This is a genomic window from Streptomyces malaysiensis subsp. samsunensis (assembly GCF_024519315.1).
Taxonomy (GTDB): Bacteria; Actinomycetota; Actinomycetes; order Streptomycetales; family Streptomycetaceae; genus Streptomyces; species Streptomyces malaysiensis.
In genome coordinates this window covers 1-17,791 of record NZ_JANIIC010000066.1, presented here as the reverse complement: position 1 = coordinate 17,791, position 17,791 = coordinate 1, and the positions used below count along the sequence as shown (strand labels likewise).

General features: G+C 72.2%; 17 protein-coding genes. 14 read left to right on the top strand and 3 right to left on the bottom strand.

The genetic code is table 11. The annotated features are described in order from the left end of the window. The first annotated feature begins 40 nt into the window (after positions 1-40). Positions 41-733 (top strand): SanA/YdcF family protein, encoded by a 693-nt coding sequence (locus tag NQU54_RS39265; RefSeq protein ID WP_257635170.1) that lies wholly within the window; start codon positions 41-43, stop codon positions 731-733. Between the two features lie 58 nt (positions 734-791). Here NQU54_RS39265 and cutA read toward each other — a convergent pair whose 3' ends face one another. Further along, complete coding sequence (gene cutA / locus NQU54_RS39260) at positions 792-1,115, bottom strand: divalent-cation tolerance protein CutA (RefSeq protein WP_093704334.1); 324 nt, start codon at positions 1,113-1,115, stop codon at positions 792-794. A 135-nt stretch (positions 1,116-1,250) separates the two neighbouring features. Here cutA and NQU54_RS39255 point away from each other — a divergent pair, with 135 nt between their 5' ends. Then, positions 1,251-1,613 (top strand): cupin domain-containing protein, encoded by a 363-nt coding sequence (locus NQU54_RS39255; protein ID WP_079257534.1) that lies wholly within the window; start codon positions 1,251-1,253, stop codon positions 1,611-1,613. Positions 1,614-1,629: 16 nt separating this feature from the next. On the opposite strand, the gene NQU54_RS39250 is transcribed toward NQU54_RS39255, so the two are convergent. Then, positions 1,630-2,334: a TIGR04222 domain-containing membrane protein gene (locus NQU54_RS39250; RefSeq protein WP_257635169.1), complete on the bottom strand. Its 705-nt coding sequence runs from the start codon at positions 2,332-2,334 to the stop codon at positions 1,630-1,632. A gap of 253 nt (positions 2,335-2,587) precedes the next feature. Further along, the gene (locus tag NQU54_RS39245; RefSeq protein ID WP_257635168.1) at positions 2,588-3,184 is read right to left on the bottom strand and encodes a hypothetical protein; all 597 of its coding nucleotides are present in this window, start codon (positions 3,182-3,184) and stop codon (positions 2,588-2,590) included. A gap of 173 nt (positions 3,185-3,357) precedes the next feature. On the opposite strand from NQU54_RS39245, the gene NQU54_RS39240 reads away from it, so the two are divergent. The 12 genes from NQU54_RS39240 to NQU54_RS39185 all read left to right on the top strand — a co-directional run bounded on the left by NQU54_RS39240 (position 3,358) and on the right by NQU54_RS39185 (position 17,655). After that, complete coding sequence (locus tag NQU54_RS39240; protein WP_069866088.1) at positions 3,358-4,035, top strand: response regulator transcription factor; 678 nt, start codon at positions 3,358-3,360, stop codon at positions 4,033-4,035. A gap of 16 nt (positions 4,036-4,051) precedes the next feature. Further along, the gene (locus NQU54_RS39235; RefSeq protein WP_257635167.1) at positions 4,052-5,389 is read left to right on the top strand and encodes an ATP-binding protein; all 1,338 of its coding nucleotides are present in this window, start codon (positions 4,052-4,054) and stop codon (positions 5,387-5,389) included. A gap of 128 nt (positions 5,390-5,517) precedes the next feature. After that, positions 5,518-6,891: an ATP-binding protein gene (locus NQU54_RS39230; RefSeq protein WP_372506260.1), complete on the top strand. Its 1,374-nt coding sequence runs from the start codon at positions 5,518-5,520 to the stop codon at positions 6,889-6,891. Further along, positions 6,891-7,334, top strand: a complete 444-nt coding sequence (locus tag NQU54_RS39225) for a roadblock/LC7 domain-containing protein (protein ID WP_257635166.1) — start codon at positions 6,891-6,893, stop codon at positions 7,332-7,334. Before NQU54_RS39230 ends, NQU54_RS39225 begins: the two co-directional genes overlap by 1 nt. Then, complete coding sequence (locus NQU54_RS39220) at positions 7,331-7,696, top strand: DUF742 domain-containing protein (protein WP_257635165.1); 366 nt, start codon at positions 7,331-7,333, stop codon at positions 7,694-7,696. The genes NQU54_RS39225 and NQU54_RS39220 overlap by 4 nt, the downstream gene beginning before the upstream one ends. Further along, the gene (locus tag NQU54_RS39215; protein WP_257635164.1) at positions 7,680-8,426 is read left to right on the top strand and encodes a GTP-binding protein; all 747 of its coding nucleotides are present in this window, start codon (positions 7,680-7,682) and stop codon (positions 8,424-8,426) included. Before NQU54_RS39220 ends, NQU54_RS39215 begins: the two co-directional genes overlap by 17 nt. Beyond that, entirely contained in the window at positions 8,423-9,727 is a 1,305-nt protein-coding gene (locus tag NQU54_RS39210; RefSeq protein ID WP_257635163.1) for a cytochrome P450, read from the top strand. The genes NQU54_RS39215 and NQU54_RS39210 overlap by 4 nt, the downstream gene beginning before the upstream one ends. A gap of 96 nt (positions 9,728-9,823) precedes the next feature. Further along, complete coding sequence (locus NQU54_RS39205) at positions 9,824-11,119, top strand: cytochrome P450 family protein (protein ID WP_257635162.1); 1,296 nt, start codon at positions 9,824-9,826, stop codon at positions 11,117-11,119. A 420-nt stretch (positions 11,120-11,539) separates the two neighbouring features. Continuing rightward, positions 11,540-13,297 (top strand): NAD(P)/FAD-dependent oxidoreductase, encoded by a 1,758-nt coding sequence (locus tag NQU54_RS39200; RefSeq protein WP_372506258.1) that lies wholly within the window; start codon positions 11,540-11,542, stop codon positions 13,295-13,297. 125 nt (positions 13,298-13,422) lie between these two features. Further along, on the top strand, positions 13,423-15,993 hold the full coding sequence (nirB, locus tag NQU54_RS39195) for a nitrite reductase large subunit NirB (protein ID WP_257635198.1): 2,571 nt from the start codon (positions 13,423-13,425) through the stop codon (positions 15,991-15,993). Beyond that, entirely contained in the window at positions 15,990-16,376 is a 387-nt protein-coding gene (gene nirD / locus NQU54_RS39190; protein ID WP_257635161.1) for a nitrite reductase small subunit NirD, read from the top strand. The genes nirB and nirD overlap by 4 nt, the downstream gene beginning before the upstream one ends. A 235-nt stretch (positions 16,377-16,611) precedes the next feature. Beyond that, on the top strand, positions 16,612-17,655 hold the full coding sequence (locus tag NQU54_RS39185) for a LacI family DNA-binding transcriptional regulator (protein ID WP_257635160.1): 1,044 nt from the start codon (positions 16,612-16,614) through the stop codon (positions 17,653-17,655). Positions 17,656-17,791 lie beyond the last annotated feature (136 nt).

Genomic DNA, 17,791 nt, shown 5'->3' with positions numbered 1-17,791 from the left:
AGCGCGACCGGATTCGGTGAGAGATGGACAGGGGGAGCGCATGCCGGGGTGGTTGCGGGCGCGGTTGCCCAGGACGCGGCTGGGGTGGCGGCGGCTGGTGCGGGTGAGCGTCCTGGTGTGCGTAGTGGCCCTGCTCCCCGCGACCTGGCTGCGGCTGAGCACGGACGACCGGATCCGTACGGTCGCCGATGTGCCCTCGGCCCCGGTGGGGGTGGTCTTCGGGGCGGGGTTGTGGAACGGGGAGCCGTCGCCGTATCTGGCGCACCGGCTGGACGCCGCCGTACGGCTCTATAAGGGCGGCAGGGTCCATGCGCTGCTGGTCACAGGGGACAACAGCCGCCATGACTACGACGAACCGGATGCCATGCGCGCGTACCTCGTCAAGCGCGGGGTCCCGGACCGGCGGATCGTGAGCGACTTCGCGGGGTTCGACACCTGGGACTCGTGCAGCCGGGCCCGGCGGATCTTCGGGGTGCACAAGGCGGTGCTGGTGAGCCAGGGGTTCCATGTCCGCCGGGCGCTGGCGCTGTGCGGGGCGGCGGGCATCGACGCGTACGGGGTCGCGGTCGACGAGCCGCACGAAGTGACCTGGTACTTCGGCGGCACGCGGGAGGTCGTGGCGGCGGGCAAGGCGGCCCTGGACGCGGCGTTCGAGCCTGATCCGCACTTCCTGGGGCCGCGGGAGCGGGGGATCGAGGAGGCGCTGGCGGAGCGCGGCTCCGGCTCCCGCTGAGTCGGCGTCCCGGGCATCGGCCCCTGGGCTCGGCCTGCCCCGGCCGTCTCCCCGGCTCTCAGCCGATCGTCGTCTCCGACACCACCCACGCCAGGTAGTCCTCGCCGCCGTTCACGATCGGCGTAGCGATGATCTCGGGCGTCTCGTAGTCGTGCGCCTCGCGGATATGGGCCTCCAGTTCGTCGTAGCGCGCGGTGGTCGTCTTGAACAGCACCTGCCACTCGGCCGCCGTCTCGACCGTCCCCTCCCACCGGTATACGGAGGTCACGGGCTGGCTGATCTGCGCACAGGCCGCCAGCCGGGCCTCGATCGCCCCGCGGGCCAGCGCCTCGGCCTTCTCCGGGGTGTCGGTGGTGGTCAGTACGGTCAGATAGTCGGCCACTGCTGCTGGACCTCTCTCCACGGCGATGCCACGGCGCGATGCCACGGCGCGGCTGCGAACTGGCGCTCACCACGCTAGCCGGTAAGGATTGAGGGAACCCGCCGACGATCAGACCGGACCGATCGAGGGACACTCATGGATGACCTCACCACGCTCGCGCGCCACCATCTGGACCAGGCGAAGTCCGATCCGCACGGGCGCAGCGCACATCTGTTCCTGCATGACGGTCCGCTGCGGCAGAGCGTGATCGCCATGGTCTCCGGCTGCGAGCTCGATGAGCACAACGCCCCTCCAGCGGCCAGTCTCCAGGTGCTGCACGGGCATGTGCGGCTGACCGGCGGCGGTGACCGGATGGATCTCATCGCGGGCCAGGTGCAGGGGATCCCGCACGAACGGCACGGGTTGCGGGCGCTGGAGGACTCGGTGGTGCTGCTGACCGCCGTGACCGCCACACATGGCTGTCCCACGCCCTATGAGGAGGCGGCGGCCACCGCCTGACGGCGGGCCCGGCCGCCTAATCGCCGCTGCCACCACCACCGCCACCACCGCCGCAGGAGTGGTGGCCGCCGCCGTGGTCGCCGCCATGCCCACCGCCGTGGTCGCCGCCATGGCTTCCGCCATGATGGCCGCCATGGTCGTCGCCCCATGCGTGCGCCTCGTAGAAGGACTCGTGGTCGGGGTAGACCGGGTCATAGGCGAGAAGGACATTCCGGTCCCAGTAGGCCGGGTCGCCGGTCGGGATGGGTATCGCCGCGCTGACGGCCTTGCGCCGCGCCGGTTCCGGGACGACGAGGGGGCCGTAGAAGACGTACGCGGGGAGCGCCCCCTCCCGTACGGCCACTTCCACGCGGCGCCTGCCGGTGCGGGTGGGGCGGCCCCGGAGACGGGTGAGCAGACCGCGGGCGGCGAGCCGGTGCCGGATCTCCTCCAGCCCGGGTCCGCGCAGCAGCGCGGTGACCACCTGGTCCACCGGTTTCCAACGGGGGCACAGCTCGATGAGCGCGCGCTCCACCGGGTGCTCGGCGGTCTCACCCGCCGTGGTCCGTATCCGGGACCGGCGGAGGGTGATCGCGTCGCGCTCCTGGAGCGCTATCAGGACGGTCTGGATCACCCACCGCCGCCCGCCCACCAGATAGGCGATGTCATAGAGGTCCAGCGCCTGTGGCTCCGCCGAGGCGGGGCGTCTGGATATGGCCCACATCGGAATGCCCCCGTCCATCCATGTCCATCCACGTCCATCCGAGCTGCTCAATTACCGTCAGTTTTGTCCTTCTGAGCGGTAATGAACCCAGATCAATGCCGTTTCAGAGCAGGATTTGAGCTTTCCGGCCCGTTGGCGACGGCCTGCGAGCAACTGGCCGACGAGCTACGGGTCGTGCGGCCCGTCGTACGCCCACCAGCGCGGAAGGGCCCGGCGCGCCATGCGCGCCGGGCCTTGGAGCGGCCGACCCCCCACTTGGCCGGCCGATCGGTCAGGAGCGGGTCGAGCGGATCGCCTCGACCGCCGCGGTCTTCGCGACATCGGACGGCTTGGCGGCCCGGTGCCCGTCCTTGGGCAGGACGATCACGCAGGTCTTACCCGGCTTACCCGGCTTGCCGGGCTTGGTGGGCACGGGCTTCCCCGGCTTGCCCGGCTTGCTGGGCTTGCCCGGCTTCGTGGGGAAGGCGGGGATGGAGTCCGTCTTCCCGGTGCCACGCTTGATCACCACGACCTTGCAGGTCTTACCGGGATCGGTCGGGAAGGCGGGGATGACGATGCAGGTGTCGTCGTGCCCGTGGGTGCGGTCCTTCGACACCGCGGTGGCCTTGCCCGCCTCGGCCAGCTTGACCGACTTGGCCCGCTCAGCCGGCGTGGTCGGCGTGGTCGGCGTGGCGCTGTCGTCGTCGGCCCGGATCACACAGAGGGCCGGGCCGTGGGACGTCTTCCCCTTGGCGGCGGAGCCCGAGTCCGAGGAGGACTGGGAGGCCGAGGCGGGGGCCGCGGCCCCCAGTGCCAGGGCGCCGGCCGCCAGGGCGAGTACGACACCGCGCCGCTTCGCGGCCGAGGCACGGGGCAGGGTACGGGACATGGGCACAGCTCTCCTTCGTTCGGGGAGTGGAACTGGCTGCCGAAGGACCCTTGATCCGTCGGCGCACCCACCGTCGCGTACCGATGCTGAGCCCACGCTGAACCACCTGAGGCCCCGCTGAACCCGGTGCCGGATTCAGCGGAGCCTCAGCTTTCGCATGCCATTCTGACAGCGTGCGCATATTGGTGGTGGAAGACGACGCCCGGCTCCGCGAGTTGCTCACCGAGGGTCTGGAGCAGGAGGGTTTCACCATCGAGACGGCGGCGGACGGGCCGAGCGGCCTGGCGCTCGCCCGGTCCGGCGAATACGCGGCGATCGTGCTGGATGTGATGCTCCCCGGCTGCTCCGGCTATCAGGTGTGCTCGCGGCTGCGCGAGGAGCGCGACTGGACGCCGATCCTGATGCTCACCGCCAAGGACGGCGAGTACGACGAGGCCGATGGGCTCGATGTGGGCGCGGACGACTATCTGACCAAGCCGTTCTCCTTCGTCGTCCTGATCGCACGGGTGCGGGCCCTGATGCGGCGCAGCGGACTGGACCGGCCCGAGGTGCTGGAAATGGGCGATCTGCGGCTGGAGCCCGCGGCGTTGGCCTGTGCGCGGGGCACGGAGGAGGTCACGCTCACGGCCAAGGAGTTCGCCGTGCTGGAGTACCTCGCGCGGCGCGCCGGGCAGGTGGTCTCCAAGTCCGAGATCGTGCAGAGCGTCTGGGACACCGCGTACGACGGCGGGGCCAACCTGGTCGAGGTCTACATCCGGAGCCTGCGCCGGAAGATCGATGTGCCGTACGGACGGAAGTCGATCCGCACGATACGGGGCGCGGGCTATCTGCTGGCCCGCGACGGAGGGTGAGACGGTGGGGCAGCACATGGCACCCGAGGACGAGCCGGCGGACGCGGCGCCGCGCCGCCCACGTCGTCCGACGTCCGGGCTGAGCGTGCGGGCCAAGGCCGTGCTGGCGGCCGCGGGGACGGTGGCCTTCGCGATCGCGCTGTGCATGCTGGCCCTGGTGCTGGCCCTTCAGCACAACCTCCGCGCCAGCGCCGACCTGGACGCCCAGAAGGCCGCCGTCGCCATCAAGGGCCAGCTGGGGCGTACCCAGACGATGCCGAAGCGGGCGTTCATCGTCGCCCCGGGCGAGGTGACGATCAAGGACGCCTCCGGCCGGACGGTCACCCCCGTGGCCCCGACGGACCCCTCCGCGGCAAAGCCGACCTGGCATTCGACGCCTCCGGCCGAGCTCGCCGAGCCCCCCGGGGCCGGGCAGCCGTACAGCGTGAAGGTGAGCCCCTCCACCACCTCCCTCGACAGCGCCACCGGGCTGCTGCTGCGCCAGGCCGCCCCCGCGGCGGCCGGTCTTGTGCTGTTCGTGGCGGGTCTCACCTGGCTGCTCGTGGGACGCGCGCTGCGGCCGGTGGCCGCGATGCGGCAGGAGTTCACCGAGATCACCGAGCGCGCTCTGCACCGCCGGGTACCGGTGCCCCCGGCGCGGGACGAGATCCACCGGCTGGCCCGGACCATGAACGCCACGCTGGACCGGCTGCACCGGGCCATGACCCGGCAGCGTCAGTTCGTGGCCGACGCCTCGCATGAACTGCGCAGCCCCATCGCGGCCGTGCGCGCCCAGCTCGAACTGGTTCTGGCCCGTCCGTCGCGCACCGACTGGCCGACCGCCGTGCACAAGGCGCTGCGGGACACCGACCGGCTCCAGGCCGTCGCCTCCGATCTGCTGTTGCTCGCACGGCTCGACGCCCAGGAGGCGCCGCCCACCGCGGCGGTGGATCTCGGCGCGCTGGCGGCCGAGGAGGTACGCCGCCATCCGGGCGCGCTCACGATGGACGGGGACCAGGAGGGGGTGGCCGTCGTGACCGGCAGCCGGGTGCAGCTGTCCCGGCTGCTGACCAACCTCGCCGACAACGCCCGCCGGCACACCCGTACCACGGTCTCGGTCGGCGTGGCGGTCGAAGGCGGCACGGTCGAACTGGCCGTGGACGACGACGGCCCGGGTATACCCGAGGCCGACCGCGAACGCGTCTTCGAACGGTTCACCCGGCTGGATGATGCCAGGGCCCGCCACGACGGCGGCACCGGTCTCGGCCTCGCCATCGCCAATGACATCGCTCACGCCCACGGCGGCACCCTTACGGCGCTCACCAGCCCGCGGGGCGGCGCTCGCCTGCTGTTGCGCCTGCCACGGGCGGGGTAGCCGAACCCCGACCCCGGTGCGGACGCGGCTTGCCAGTCATGAGAGTTTGGCAACTACCGGACCAGACTGATCAGTTGGTCAGTAGTATCTGCCCTTTCTTGGCCGTGTCCCAGATGGAGGTGTCAAAGGTGCTGTCGGGGACCGGGGCCGTCATCCTGGCCGCGTCCGCGGTGCTGGTACTGGTGTTCGCCCTGTTCCTCACCTGGGTGGTCAGACTGCGCCGCGCGCTCCAGGACGCGCGTAGGGCGAACGAGCGAGAACGAGCCGTTTCCGCACGGGAACGAGCCAATGCCGCACAAGAGCGGACGCTGGCGGCCGAGCGCGGCGAAGAGGTCAAGCGGCTGGCCGCCGTACGGTCCGAGCTGGACGAGGCGGCGCGCCGGGAGCGGATCCTGCGCGACTCCGTCCAGGCGTCGTTCGAGTCCGTGGCCCGCAATATGCACGCCATGTCGATGGTCCAGCAGCAGGTCCTCGACGGCCTCGAGCAGCATGTCGAGGACGCGCGGCTGATGGGCGAGGTGATGAAGGCGGACCACGCCGCCGCCCAGATGACCCGTAAGGCACAGACGCTGCTGGTGATGTGCGGGATCTGGCCCGCGCGGCGGGAGACCCGGCCGGTGTCGCTCTTCGACTGTGTGCGGGGCGCGCAGTCGCGCATCGTGGAGTTCGGCCGGGTGGACGTCCACGGCGGGCAGAACCTCTACGCGGTCGCCCCCGCCGTGGAGGGCCTGATGCACGCGGTGGCCGAACTCCTGGAGAACGCCACGGTGTTCTCCCCCTCCCGCACCCAGGTCGCGGTCGCCGTCCGCGAGGTCGCGGCGGGCGCGGTAATCGAGATCGACGACGCGGGGCTCGGGATGCCGCCGGACGTGCTGGAGAAGGCCGTGGGCCAGCTGCGGGACGGTCTCGACCTGGCCCAGCTGGGCGCGGTGCCACGGCTGGGACTCGCCTGTGTGGGGCGCTGGTCGCGCGAGCTGGGCTTCGGCGTGGAGCTGTCCACGGCGTCGGCGTACGGCGGTACGCGGGTGGTGGTCTTCGTACCGCACCGGCTGCTGACCGAGCCGGCGGGCGCCGTCAGGGCGGCGGACCACAAGCCGGTGGTCGTGGAGCCCGTGGTCGTCGGCAAGGTGAACCAGGACGCGGGCGGCGCCGGTCTCGGCCCGGCCGCCTCGGGCCCCGCCGGGGGCGGCCCGCTGAACGGTGTGTCCGTGCCCGACGCGCCCGGCGTCCCCGCGCCGCTGGGCGATGGACTGCCCCGGCGCCGCAACCGCCGCCGTCCGGCCACCGGCACCGCCCCGGCCGACACGGCCACCGCTTCCGGCGCCGCGCCCATCCCGCCGGCCGTGGCCCCCTGGACACCCGAGGCCGCCCGCGCCTCCATCACCAGCGTCGTCTCCGGAACCCGCCGCGGACGGGCGGAGGCGGAGGAGGCGGAGACGCGGGCCGTACCGCTCGGGGATGAACCGAGTCCGGACCGAGAAGACCGAGAAGGAGGCTGGTAGTGGCCGGAACCATATCCAGGCTGCCCGATGTTGGGTGGATGCTGCGTCCGCTGACCGGGATTCCCGGGGTGCGGCATGCCGTCGTCGTCTCGGAGGACGGCCTGCGCATGGGCCATGACTCCGCAGAGGGGCTGACCGGCGAGGTGTCCCGGATCGGCGTGGACGAGGCGGAGTCGCTGGCCGCCGCGTGTGCCGCGCTGACGGTGACCAGCCAGTCCACCGTGTCGCTGCTGTTCGGCGACGACGCGGGGGTGCGACAGCTGATGATCGAGTCCGACAGCGGGTTCGTACTGCTCACCTCGGCCGGTCAGGGCGCCTCGCTGGGGGTGGCCACCGATACGGACGCGGATGTCGGTCTGGTGGCCCAGCAGATGCAGTTACTGGTCGCGAAGATCGGTGCCCATCTGAGCAGCCGGCCACGGGAGGGCCACCCGACGTCATGAGCTTTCCCGGCGAGGAACGCACCACGGCCGCGGTACGCCCTTACGTGATCACACGGGGGCGGGCCGGTTCCTCACGGAAAGCCCTGCCGCTGGAAACGCTCGTCATGGCGTCCGGAAACGCGCTGCCTCCACATCTTCAGCCCGAGTACCGGCGGATCGCCGACTTCTGCCAGGGGCTGCTGTCGGTGGCGGAGGTCGCCGCCCATCTCGGTCAGGCCCCGCCAGTGGTGCAGGTGCTGCTCGCGGATCTCATCGACTGGGGGCACATCGTGGCGCGTCCGCCGATCCGGGTGGTCAAGCGAAAACGTGCCGATTTGGACTTGCTGAGGAAGGTGCTCGATGGGCTTGAGAGCAAGCTCTGAGGTCTCGATGGCCGGTACGGACGGCACAACGACGAACATGGATCACACGGCCCGGCCGGGCCACCCTGACCGCACGACCCGCATGGACCACACCAACGAGACAGGCAAGACGGACGAGACGGGCGATACGGACGACATGGATGACATGGACGACACACCCGTCATGTACGTGCAGTCCAGCGTGGCCGGGGCGGCCAAGATCCTCGTGGTCGGCCCGATGGGCGTCGGCAAGACCACGCTGATCGGCACGGTGTCGGAGATCAAGCCGCTCTCCACCGAGGCGACGATGAGCCAGGCCGGGGCCCGGCTCGACACCAAGGTGCGGCCGTCGAAGACCACGACCACCGTCGCGCTGGACTTCGGGCGGATCACCCTGGGCGGCGAGCTGGTGCTGTACCTCTTCGGCACCCCCGGCCAGCAGCGGTTCCTGCCCGCCTGGAAGGACCTGGCGCGCGGTGCGCTGGGCGCGCTCGCGCTGGTCGACACCCGCGATCTGGAGGCGTCCTTCGACGCGATCGGACATCTGGAGGACCTGGATGTGCCGTTCTCCGTGGCGGTCAACGCCTTCCCGGACAGCAAACCGCACAGCGAGGACGATCTGCGCTCCGCGCTCGATCTGCTCCCGCACACCCCGCTGGTCATCTGTGACGCCCGTGAGCACCAGTCCTCGGTCAAGGCGCTGATCTCGCTGGTCTCACATCTGATCGAAACGCTCACGGAGGCGTCGTGACCGCCCGGGCCGCCTCGCGGGTGCCGCTGTACGGGACCGCGCTCGACGGTCCGCTGAACGAGCTCTACGAGCGGATGCGGCGCGACCACGGTCCGGTGGTCCCGGTGGAGATCGCGCCCCGGGTCGAGGCATGGCTGGTCATCGGCCACCGGGAACTGCTCCATCTCACCCGCGACGAACAGTACTTCTCCCATGACCCGCGCCGCTGGTCCCCGCTGCGCCAGGGCCGGGTGGCGGCCGATTCACCGCTGATGCCGCTGGTGGGCTGGCGCCCGGCGCTGCTGTTCGCCGACGGTGCGGCGCACCGCCGGATGCGCTCGGCGGTGGCCGACGCGCTGGCGCGGGTGGACGGCCATGAGCTGATCCGTACGGTGCGGGCCACCGCGGAGCGGCTGGTCGCCGGGTTCGCCGACCGGCACGCGGCGGACCTCGTGGAGAGCTACGCGCGTATCCTGCCGCTCCAGGTCGTCACCGAACTGCTGGGGCTGGACGAGGAGAACGGGGCCGAGCTGGTCGAGACGCTCACCACGATCGTCGCCCCGACCGTGGCCGCCACCGGCGCCAACAAGCGGATGGGCCAGATCCTGCTGGAGCTGATCGCCACGAAGAAGCGGCGGCCGGGCGCGGATCTGACGTCCTGGCTGCTGGAGCACCCCGCCGGGCTCAGCGACGAGGAGGTGCTGCACAACCTCGTGGTGATCATCGTCGCGGGAAACAACACCACCGTGAACTGGATCGCCTCCACCCTCCAGATCCTGCTCACCGACCCCGCGTTCCGCTCCTCGCTGTCCCGTGGCCACCTCACCGTGGACGACGCCCTGGACCTGGTGCTGTGGCGGCAGCCGCCCACCCAGAACTTCCCCGGCCGCTACGCCACCCGCGATCTGCGCTTCGGCGGCCAGGACATCCGCGCCGGGGACATGCTCATCCTCGGCCTCGCGGGCGCCAGCGCCGACCCGGAGGTGCTGCCCGAGGACGGGCGTCCGGTCGTCGGCAACCGCTCCTACCTCGCCTTCGGCGCGGGCCCGCACAGCTGCCCGGCGCGCGACCCGGCCCGGCTGATCACGCGCACCGCCGTGGACACCCTGCGCCACCGGCTGCCCGATATGGAGATCGCGGTGCCGGAGGAACTGCTTCCGTGGATCGCCTCGCCCTGGTCCAAGGGCCTGGCCAAGCTGCCCGTGCGGTTCTCCGCGCCGCAGCTCGCCGCTGATGCCTCGGTTTCGGCTCCGGCTGCGGCTTCGGCTCCGGCCCCGGCCTCGGCTCCGGCTCCCGGCTCACCGGCCGCGCCCTCCGACTGACCGGCCCGCCCTCCGACTGACCGGCCCGCCCTCCGACCGAACGGCCCGCCCTCCGACCGAACGGCCCGCCCCCGACTCCCCCGCAGGAGACCGCAGATGACCGAAGGCCGCTGCCCCGTGTCGCACGCCGAATCCGCCGCACCGCACCGTCTGGACGCCTCCGGGGCGCGCCAGCACGCGGTCAACGAAGAGCTGCGCGCCCGCGGAGCCGCGGTCCCGGTCCTGCTGCCCGGTGACGTACCGGCGTACGCCATCACCCGGCACGAGGAGCTGAAGGACTTCGTCACCCACCCCGACGTGGCCAAGAACGCCTGCCACTTCGCCGCCTTGCAGAACGACGAGCTCCCGCCCGGCTGGCCGATGCGGACGTTCGCCACCGTCCGGGGCATGATCACCGCGGATGGCGAGGACCACAAGCGGCTGCGGTCCCTGGTGACCCGGGCGTTCACCCCGCGCCGGGTGGAGGCGCTGCGCCCGGTGGTCCACGAGCTCACCGCCACCCTGCTGGACCGGCTGGCCGGGGCCGCCGCCGCGGATCCGGACGGGGTGGCCGACCTGCGCCGCCACTTCGCGCTGCCGCTGCCGATGAGCGTGATCTGCCGGCTCCTGGGCGTCGACGACGTGCACCAGGACCGGCTGCACGAGCTGTCCAACGAGATCGTCTCCACCCGGACCGCCCCGGAGCGGGTCCCGGCCGCCAACCGCGAGATGGTGGCGGTCCTCGGCCAGGTGGCCGCCGCCCGGCTCAAGGACCCCGGGGACGACCTCACCAGCGCGCTGATCGCGGCACGGGACGTCCGCGACGGGGCGGAGACCGGCGACCGGCTCAGCGAGGAGGAGCTGATCGGCACCCTGATGCTGACGATCATCGCCGGGCACGAGACCACCCTCAATCTGATCACCAACGCGGTACGGGCCCTGTGCAACCACCGCGACCAGCTCGAGCTGATCCGCTCCGGCACCGCGACCTGGGGGGACGCGGTCGAGGAGACGCTGCGGTACGACGGCCCGGTGAGCTACTTCCCGTTCCGCTACCCCACGAAGGACCTGCCGGTCGGGGACGCGGTCATCCCCAAGGGCACGCCCGTGCTCGTCTCGTACACCGCCGCCGGGCGCGACGAGCGGGCCTACGGCCCGGACGCCGACCGCTTCGACATCACCCGGAGCGCCCGCCATCTGTCCTTCGGCCACGGCGCCCACTTCTGCCTGGGCGCCCCGCTGGCCCGGATGGAGGCCGTGATCGCCCTCGAAGCCCTCTTCACCCGCTTCCCCGGCCTCGACCTCGCGGTCCCGGACGAGGAACTGGTCCCGCACCCCAGCTTCGTCGGCAACAGCCCGCAACGGCTCCCCATCCGGCTGGGGTCCCGCCCCGGGGTGGCTCACAGCGGCTGAGGGGATGCGCTGAGGGCAGCGTTGCCTCCGGGAAACGGAGGTGATGCGGTCGGGTAACAGGCGCCCCGCACGCTTCCTGGCATGGAGTCGTACAGGGAGCCGATGAGCCCGCACCGCCGCCGGGTGGTGATCGTCGGCGGCGGACTGGCAGGCACACGGCTGGCACAGCAACTGGCTGGGCGGGTGGTGGGGCCGGGGTCGGGTCCGGGCGCTGGGTCGGGCGCGGGCGCTGGGTCGGGTTCGGGCCCCGGGTCGGACTTGAGCGCTGGTCCGGGGGCGGGCGCTGGTCCCGGCTCGGGCCCCGGGTCGGACTTGAGCGCTGGTCCGGGACCAGGCGCCAGGTCGGACTCTGGCGGCGGGCCGGGCCCAGGCACGGGCTCGGACTCGGGCGCAGGTCCCGGCTCGGGCGCCGGGTCAGACTTGGGCGCCGGGTCGGATTCTGGTTCGGGCACGGGCTCGCTCGCCGTCGAGGTCACGATCATCGGCGAGGAGCAGCACCCCGCGTACAACCGGGTGCTCCTCGCCGAGGTCCTCGCCGGGCGATACGCCCCCGAGGTCATCGCCCTCCCCGCCCCCGCCGCCGGGGTACGGCGGCTCGGCGGGGTGCGGGTGGTCCGCGTCGACCGCCCCACGGCGGAGGTGCTGTGCGACGACGGCCGCCGCGTACCGTACGACGCGCTGGTGCTGGCCACCGGCTCCAACCCGGTGCTGCCGCCGCTGCGCGGCCTGTTCGAACCGGACGGCCACGACCTGCCGGACGGCGTCCACGCCTTCCGCACCATGGACGACTGCCTGGCCCTCGGCGCGGCCGTACGCCCCGGCGCCCGTGCCGTCGTCATCGGCGGCGGCCTCCTCGGCGTCTCCGCCGCCCGCGCACTGGCCCAGCGCGGCGGCCAGGTGGTCCTGGCGCACCAGGGCGAACACCTGATGGAACGCCAGCTGGACCCGGACGCCTCACGGCTGCTGCGACGGCATATGGCGGCGCTGGGCGTGGAAACCCACACCGAGTGCCGGGTCCGCGGCCTACGCACCCACTCCGCGGACGCCGGGGACGCCGGGGACGGCGGAGATGGCGGAGATGGCGGAGACGGCCGGGACGGCAGGGGCAGCGGCGGCAGCCGTGACGGCGGGGACGGCGGGGGGCGTGCGGCGCGGGCGGTGAGCGCCGTCGAGCTGGCCGACGGCTACGCCCTGGAGGCGGACCTGGTCGTGTTGGCGTGCGGGGTCCGGCCACGGGTGGGGCTGGCGCGGGCGGCCGGGCTTGAGGTGGCGCGCGGGATCGTCATCGACGACGAGCTGCGGACGAGTGACCCGCGGGTGTTCGCGATTGGCGACTGCGCGGAGCACGCGGGGGTCGTGTACGGCTTGGCGGGGGCGGCGCAAGAGCAGGCGGACGTGCTGGCGCGGGTCCTCTCCCCCACCCCGCCCCTCCCCGAAACCGGGTGGCTCCGCCCCCCGGCCCCCCACCGGGGCTCCGCCCCTGGGTCCCAGGGCGGCTGGGGTGCCGAACCCCGCCAGGGCTCCGTCCCGGGGGCCGCTGACGCAGACCGGTTTGTGGGCAATCGTTCCGCGGAGGGGGCACCTCCCAGCGGTAGCTGGGGGAGGAACGGGTGGGCACAAACCGGCCACCGGGCCGCACCCGGGGACGAAAACTCAGCCCGACACAGGGACCTCGCACCCACCGACCACGCCACGCGCAACACGTGCGCACAAACCGGCCGCCGGGCCGCACCCGGGGACGAAAGCTCAACCCGGAACAGGGACCTCGCACCCGGGGACGAAAACTCAGCCCGGCATACAGGCCCCGCACCCGGCGACGAAAACTCAGCCCGTTACACCGGCACCCGCGCCCTCACCCGTCTCACGCTCACCGCAGTGCCCAGCAGCCCAACCCTCGCCGTCACCACCGCGGCCGCGGAAGCGCATTCCGCCCCCGGCCCCCTCGATCTCGCCGCCTTCGGCAATCCCATCCCCGCCCCCGGCGACGACGTCATTCACCTCACGGACGCCACGCGCAACACGTACCGCAAAGTCGTGGTCCGCGGAGACCGCCTTCTCGGCGGCATTCTTCTCGGCGATCTCGGCACCGTCGGCGCGCTCGCCCGGACCTGGGAGGGCGATGAGCCGCTCCCCGCCACCCCCTTGCTCCACCTGCTGACCAACGATGGAGGCTCCTGACGATGAGCGCACCGAGCACCCCAAGTGCACCGAGCGCACCAAAGGACGAAACCGCCCCCGAAATCGCCGCCGAGGCCGTCGCCACGACCGCCGCCGTCCCCACCATCGTGCTGGTCGGCCACGGCATGGTCGGCCAGCGGTTCCTCGAAGCGCTGGCCGAGCGGAGGGTCACCGAGACCGCCCGCGTCGTCGTGCTCTGCGAGGAGCCCCGCCCCGCCTACGACCGAGTCCAGCTGACCTCGTACTTCTCCGGCCGCACCCCGGATGAACTCTCCCTCGTCGAGGACGGCTTCATGGCCCGGAACGGCATCGAGCTGCACCTGGGCGACCCGGCCGAGTCCATCGACCGCGCCGCCCGCACCGTGACCGCCCGCTCCGGGCTGACCGTCGCCTACGACACGCTCGTGCTGGCCACCGGCTCGTACCCGTTCGTCCCGCCCGTCCCCGGCCGCGACAGCGACGGCTGCTTCGTCTACCGCACCATCGAGGATCTGCTCACGATCGAGGAGTACGCCAAGAACTGCGCGTCCGGCGTCGTCGTCGGCGGCGGACTGCTCGGCCTGGAGGCCGCCGGAGCGCTCAAGGGGCTCGGGCTGACCACCCACATCGTGGAGTTCAACCCACGGCTCATGGCCATCCAGGTGGACGAGGGCGGCGGCACGGCCCTGCGCCGCACGGTCGAGGACATGGGCCTGATCGTGCACACCGGCGTGGGCGGTAAGGAGATCACCGCGGACGGCGACGGCGCGGTCACCGCCATGACGCTGTCCGACGGCTCGTCCATCGACACCGACCTCGTCATCTTCTCGGCGGGCGTGCGCCCTCGCGATCAGCTGGCCCGCGACTGCGGTCTGGAGGTCGGCGAGCGCGGCGGGATCGCGGTGGACGAGCGCTGTCGCACCAGCGATCCGGCGGTGTACGCGATCGGCGAATGCGCGCTGGCCGCCGATGGCCGGGTGTACGGGCTGGTCGCACCCGGCTATGAGATGGCCGAGGTCGCGGCCGGCACAATCGCCCCCCAGGCCACCGAAACCACGGAAACGCCCGGACACTTCACCGGCGCCGACACCTCCACCAAGCTCAAACTCCTCGGCGTGGACGTGGCCAGCTTCGGCGATGCCCACGGCACCGCCGACGGCTGCCTCGACGTCGTCTACTCCGACTCCCGCGCGGGCGTCTACAAGAAACTGGTGGTCGGCGCCGACGGCGCCCTCCTCGGCGGGGTGCTGGTCGGCGACGCCGAGTCGTACGGCATGCTGCGGCCGCTCACCGGCTCGGTGCCGCCCGTCGCCCCCGAACAGCTGGTGCTGCCGGCGGGGCTGGGCGCGCCCGCCGCCCTCGGCCCGTCGGCGCTTCCGGACGAGGCGATCATCTGCAACTGCCACAACGTCACCAAGGGCGCGATCCGTTCGGCCGTCACCGACCACCACTGCGCCACCGTCCCCGAGGTGAAGAAGTGCACCAAGGCGGGCACGGGCTGCGGCAGTTGCGTCAAGGCGCTCACCTCGCTGGTCAACGACGAGCTGGAGGCGAGCGGCGTCAGCGTCGACAAGGGGCTGTGCGGCTGCTTCGGGTACACCCGCGCCGAGCTGTACGAGATCGTCCGCACCCTGCGCATCACCACCTACGCACGGCTGCTGGACAGCCACGGCCGGGCGGAGGCCCGCCAGGGCGAGGGCTGTGAGGTGTGCAAACCCGCCGTGGCCTCGATCATCGCCTCGCTGGCCCCGACGCTGGGCGCGAGCGGCTATGTCCTGGACGGCGAGCAGGCCGCGCTCCAGGACACCAACGATCACTTCCTGGCGAACCTCCAGCGCAACGGGTCGTATTCGATCGTGCCCCGGATCCCCGGCGGGGAGATCACCCCGGAGAAGCTGATCGTGATCGGCGAGGTGGCCCGGGACTTCGGGCTCTATACGAAGATCACCGGCGGTCAGCGGATCGACCTCTTCGGCGCCCGGGTGGACCAGCTCCCGCTGATCTGGGCGCGGCTGGTGGACGCCGGATTCGAGTCGGGCCACGCCTACGGCAAGGCGCTGCGCACCGTGAAGTCGTGCGTGGGGCAGACCTGGTGCCGCTACGGGGTGCAGGACTCGGTCCGGATGGCCATCGACCTGGAGCTGCGCTACCGGGGGCTGCGCTCACCGCACAAGCTGAAGTCGGCCGTCTCGGGATGCGCCCGCGAATGCGCGGAGGCACGCGGCAAGGACTTCGGCGTGATCGCCACGTCCAACGGCTGGAATCTGTACGTGGGCGGCAACGGCGGGGCGGACCCGCGCCACGCCGATCCGCTCGCCCAGGACCTGGACGACAAGGAGCTGATCCGGCTCATCGACCGGTTCCTGATGTTCTACATCCGCACCGCGGACCGCCTGGAGCGCACCTCGGCCTGGCTGGAGCGGATCGAGGGCGGTCTTGACCACGTACGCGATGTGGTGGTCGAGGACTCGCTGGGGCTGTGCGCCGAGTTGGAGGCGCTGATGGCCGACCATGTGGCCGGCTACCGCGACGAGTGGGCCGAGACCCTGGGCGATCCGGAGCGGCTGCGGCGCTTCGTCTCCTTCGTCAACGCGCCGGAGGCACCGGACCCGACGGTGCGGTTCGTGCCCGAGCGCGACCAGGTCAAGCCGGATCTGACGGTCCTGTCCGGCCCCACCATCCCCGTCCGTACTCTCGAAGGGACTGCCAGCCGATGACCTTGGCACCCGGAGCCGAGCGGACCGCGGTCCGCGTGGAACTCCTCGTCGACCAGCGGTGGTTCGCCATCTGTGAGCTGACCGACCTCACCCCCGGGCGCGGGGTGGCCGCCCTGCTGCCGGACGGCGCCCAGGTGGCGGTCTTCCTGGACCGTTCGGGACGTGCGTACGCGATCGGCAACCGCGACCCGTTCAGCGGGGCGTATGTCCTCTCGCGGGGGCTGCTGGGCTCGGCGGACGGGCGGCCGTTCGTCGCCTCACCGCTGCTGAAGCAGCGCTTCGACCTGGAGACGGGGCGGTGTCTGGACGACGAGATGGTCGGCGTCCAGGCGTATGCCACGCGTACGCGCGCGGCGGTGTCGGTACCAACGCCCATCGTCTGAGCCCCCGCTTCCGCCTCACGCTTAAGCCCCGCTCCTCGATCGCCGCCCCTCCCCCAGCCCCGGCCGAGGCTTCGGCGCCGCGCGGCGCTGCGTAAGCTCAGGACCTTCATGGGGACGTCCCTCTCTCGTCTCTTCACGTCTGATCCGGTTTTCCGGAAGACTTCTGCAAGGTTCCGAGGGTGCGCCCCCGGAAAGTCAGAGGCGGGGATGGTTCCCGTCAATGGAGGAGGCGGAAATGGCTACGGAGAGCAGGGGCACCGAGGGCGGCGCCCGGCCCAAGGTGACGATCACGGCCATCGCCCAGGAGGCCGGGGTGTCGGTGCCCACGGTCTCCCGGGTGGTCAACGGCCGTTCGGATGTCTCGCCCGAGACCCGGGCCCGGGTCGAGGACCTGCTGCGGATCCACGGCTACCGCCGCCGCCAGAGCGCGCCCGGCGACCGCGCCGCCCTGGTGGACCTGGTCTTCAACGATCTGGACAGCCCCTGGGCGGTGGAGATCATCCGGGGCGTCGAGGACATCGCGCACCGGGACGGGGTGGGCACGGTGGTCTCGGCGATCCACGGCCGTGCGGGCTCGGCCCGGCAGTGGCTGAAGAATCTGCGGGCCCGCGCCTCGGACGGGGTGATCCTGGTGACGTCCGTACTGGAGCCGGTGGTCCACGAGGAGCTGCGGCGGCTGAACGTGCCGATCGTGGTCGTCGACCCGGCCGGCTCCCCCGCGCTGGAGGCGCCCACCATCGGGGCCACCAACTGGGCGGGCGGCATGGCCGCCACCGAACATCTGCTGAGCCTCGGCCACCGGCGGATCGGCCTGATCGCCGGTCCGCCCCGGCTGCTGTGCAGCCGGGCCCGGCTGGACGGCCATCGCGCGGCGCTCGAGGCGGCGGGCGTACCGTTCGATCCTTCGCTGGTGGCGCAGGGCGACTTCTACCACGAGTCCGGTTTCCACGGCTGCGACCAGCTGATGGACACCGACTCCCCGCCCACCGCGGTCTTCGCCTCCAGCGATCAGATGGCCCTGGGGGCGATCGAGGCGCTGCGCCGCCGGGGGCTGCGGGTTCCGGAGGATGTGAGCATCGTCGGCTTCGACGATCTGCCCGAGGTCCGCTGGTCGGCGCCGCCGCTGACGACGGTTCGCCAGCCGTTGGCGGATATGGGGAAGTTGGCTGCTCGTACGGTGTTGCGGCAGGCGCGGGGGGAGGAGATCGAGTCCCCGAGGGTCGAATTGGCCACGCAGCTGGTCGTCCGCGCCAGCACGGCCCCGCCCACCGAGGGCTGATCCCCCCCACTTCGCCCGCCGAGGGCTGATCCCCCACCCCGCCCCTTCCCGAACCGGGGCTCCGCCCCAGGCCCCGCCCGGGGCCCCGCCCCCCCCCCCGCCCCCCCCCCCCCCGCGGGCTGGGTTTTTCCGCCCC

Excerpts from the sequence above, each read along its gene's own strand:
- NQU54_RS39265 (WP_257635170.1), top strand. The coding sequence starts at position 41 with ATGCCGGGGTGGTTGCGGGCGCGGTTGCCCAGGACGCGGCTGGGGTGG.
- NQU54_RS39255 (WP_079257534.1), top strand. The coding sequence starts at position 1,251 with ATGGATGACCTCACCACGCTCGCGCGCCACCATCTGGACCAGGCGAAG.
- NQU54_RS39250 (WP_257635169.1), bottom strand. The coding sequence starts at position 2,334 with ATGGACGGGGGCATTCCGATGTGGGCCATATCCAGACGCCCCGCCTCG.
- NQU54_RS39245 (WP_257635168.1), bottom strand. The coding sequence starts at position 3,184 with ATGTCCCGTACCCTGCCCCGTGCCTCGGCCGCGAAGCGGCGCGGTGTC.
- NQU54_RS39235 (WP_257635167.1), top strand. The coding sequence starts at position 4,052 with ATGGCACCCGAGGACGAGCCGGCGGACGCGGCGCCGCGCCGCCCACGT.
- NQU54_RS39220 (WP_257635165.1), top strand. The coding sequence starts at position 7,331 with ATGAGCTTTCCCGGCGAGGAACGCACCACGGCCGCGGTACGCCCTTAC.
- NQU54_RS39205 (WP_257635162.1), top strand. The coding sequence starts at position 9,824 with ATGACCGAAGGCCGCTGCCCCGTGTCGCACGCCGAATCCGCCGCACCG.
- nirB (WP_257635198.1), top strand. The coding sequence starts at position 13,423 with ATGGTCGGCCAGCGGTTCCTCGAAGCGCTGGCCGAGCGGAGGGTCACC.
- nirD (WP_257635161.1), top strand. The coding sequence starts at position 15,990 with ATGACCTTGGCACCCGGAGCCGAGCGGACCGCGGTCCGCGTGGAACTC.
- NQU54_RS39185 (WP_257635160.1), top strand. The coding sequence starts at position 16,612 with ATGGCTACGGAGAGCAGGGGCACCGAGGGCGGCGCCCGGCCCAAGGTG.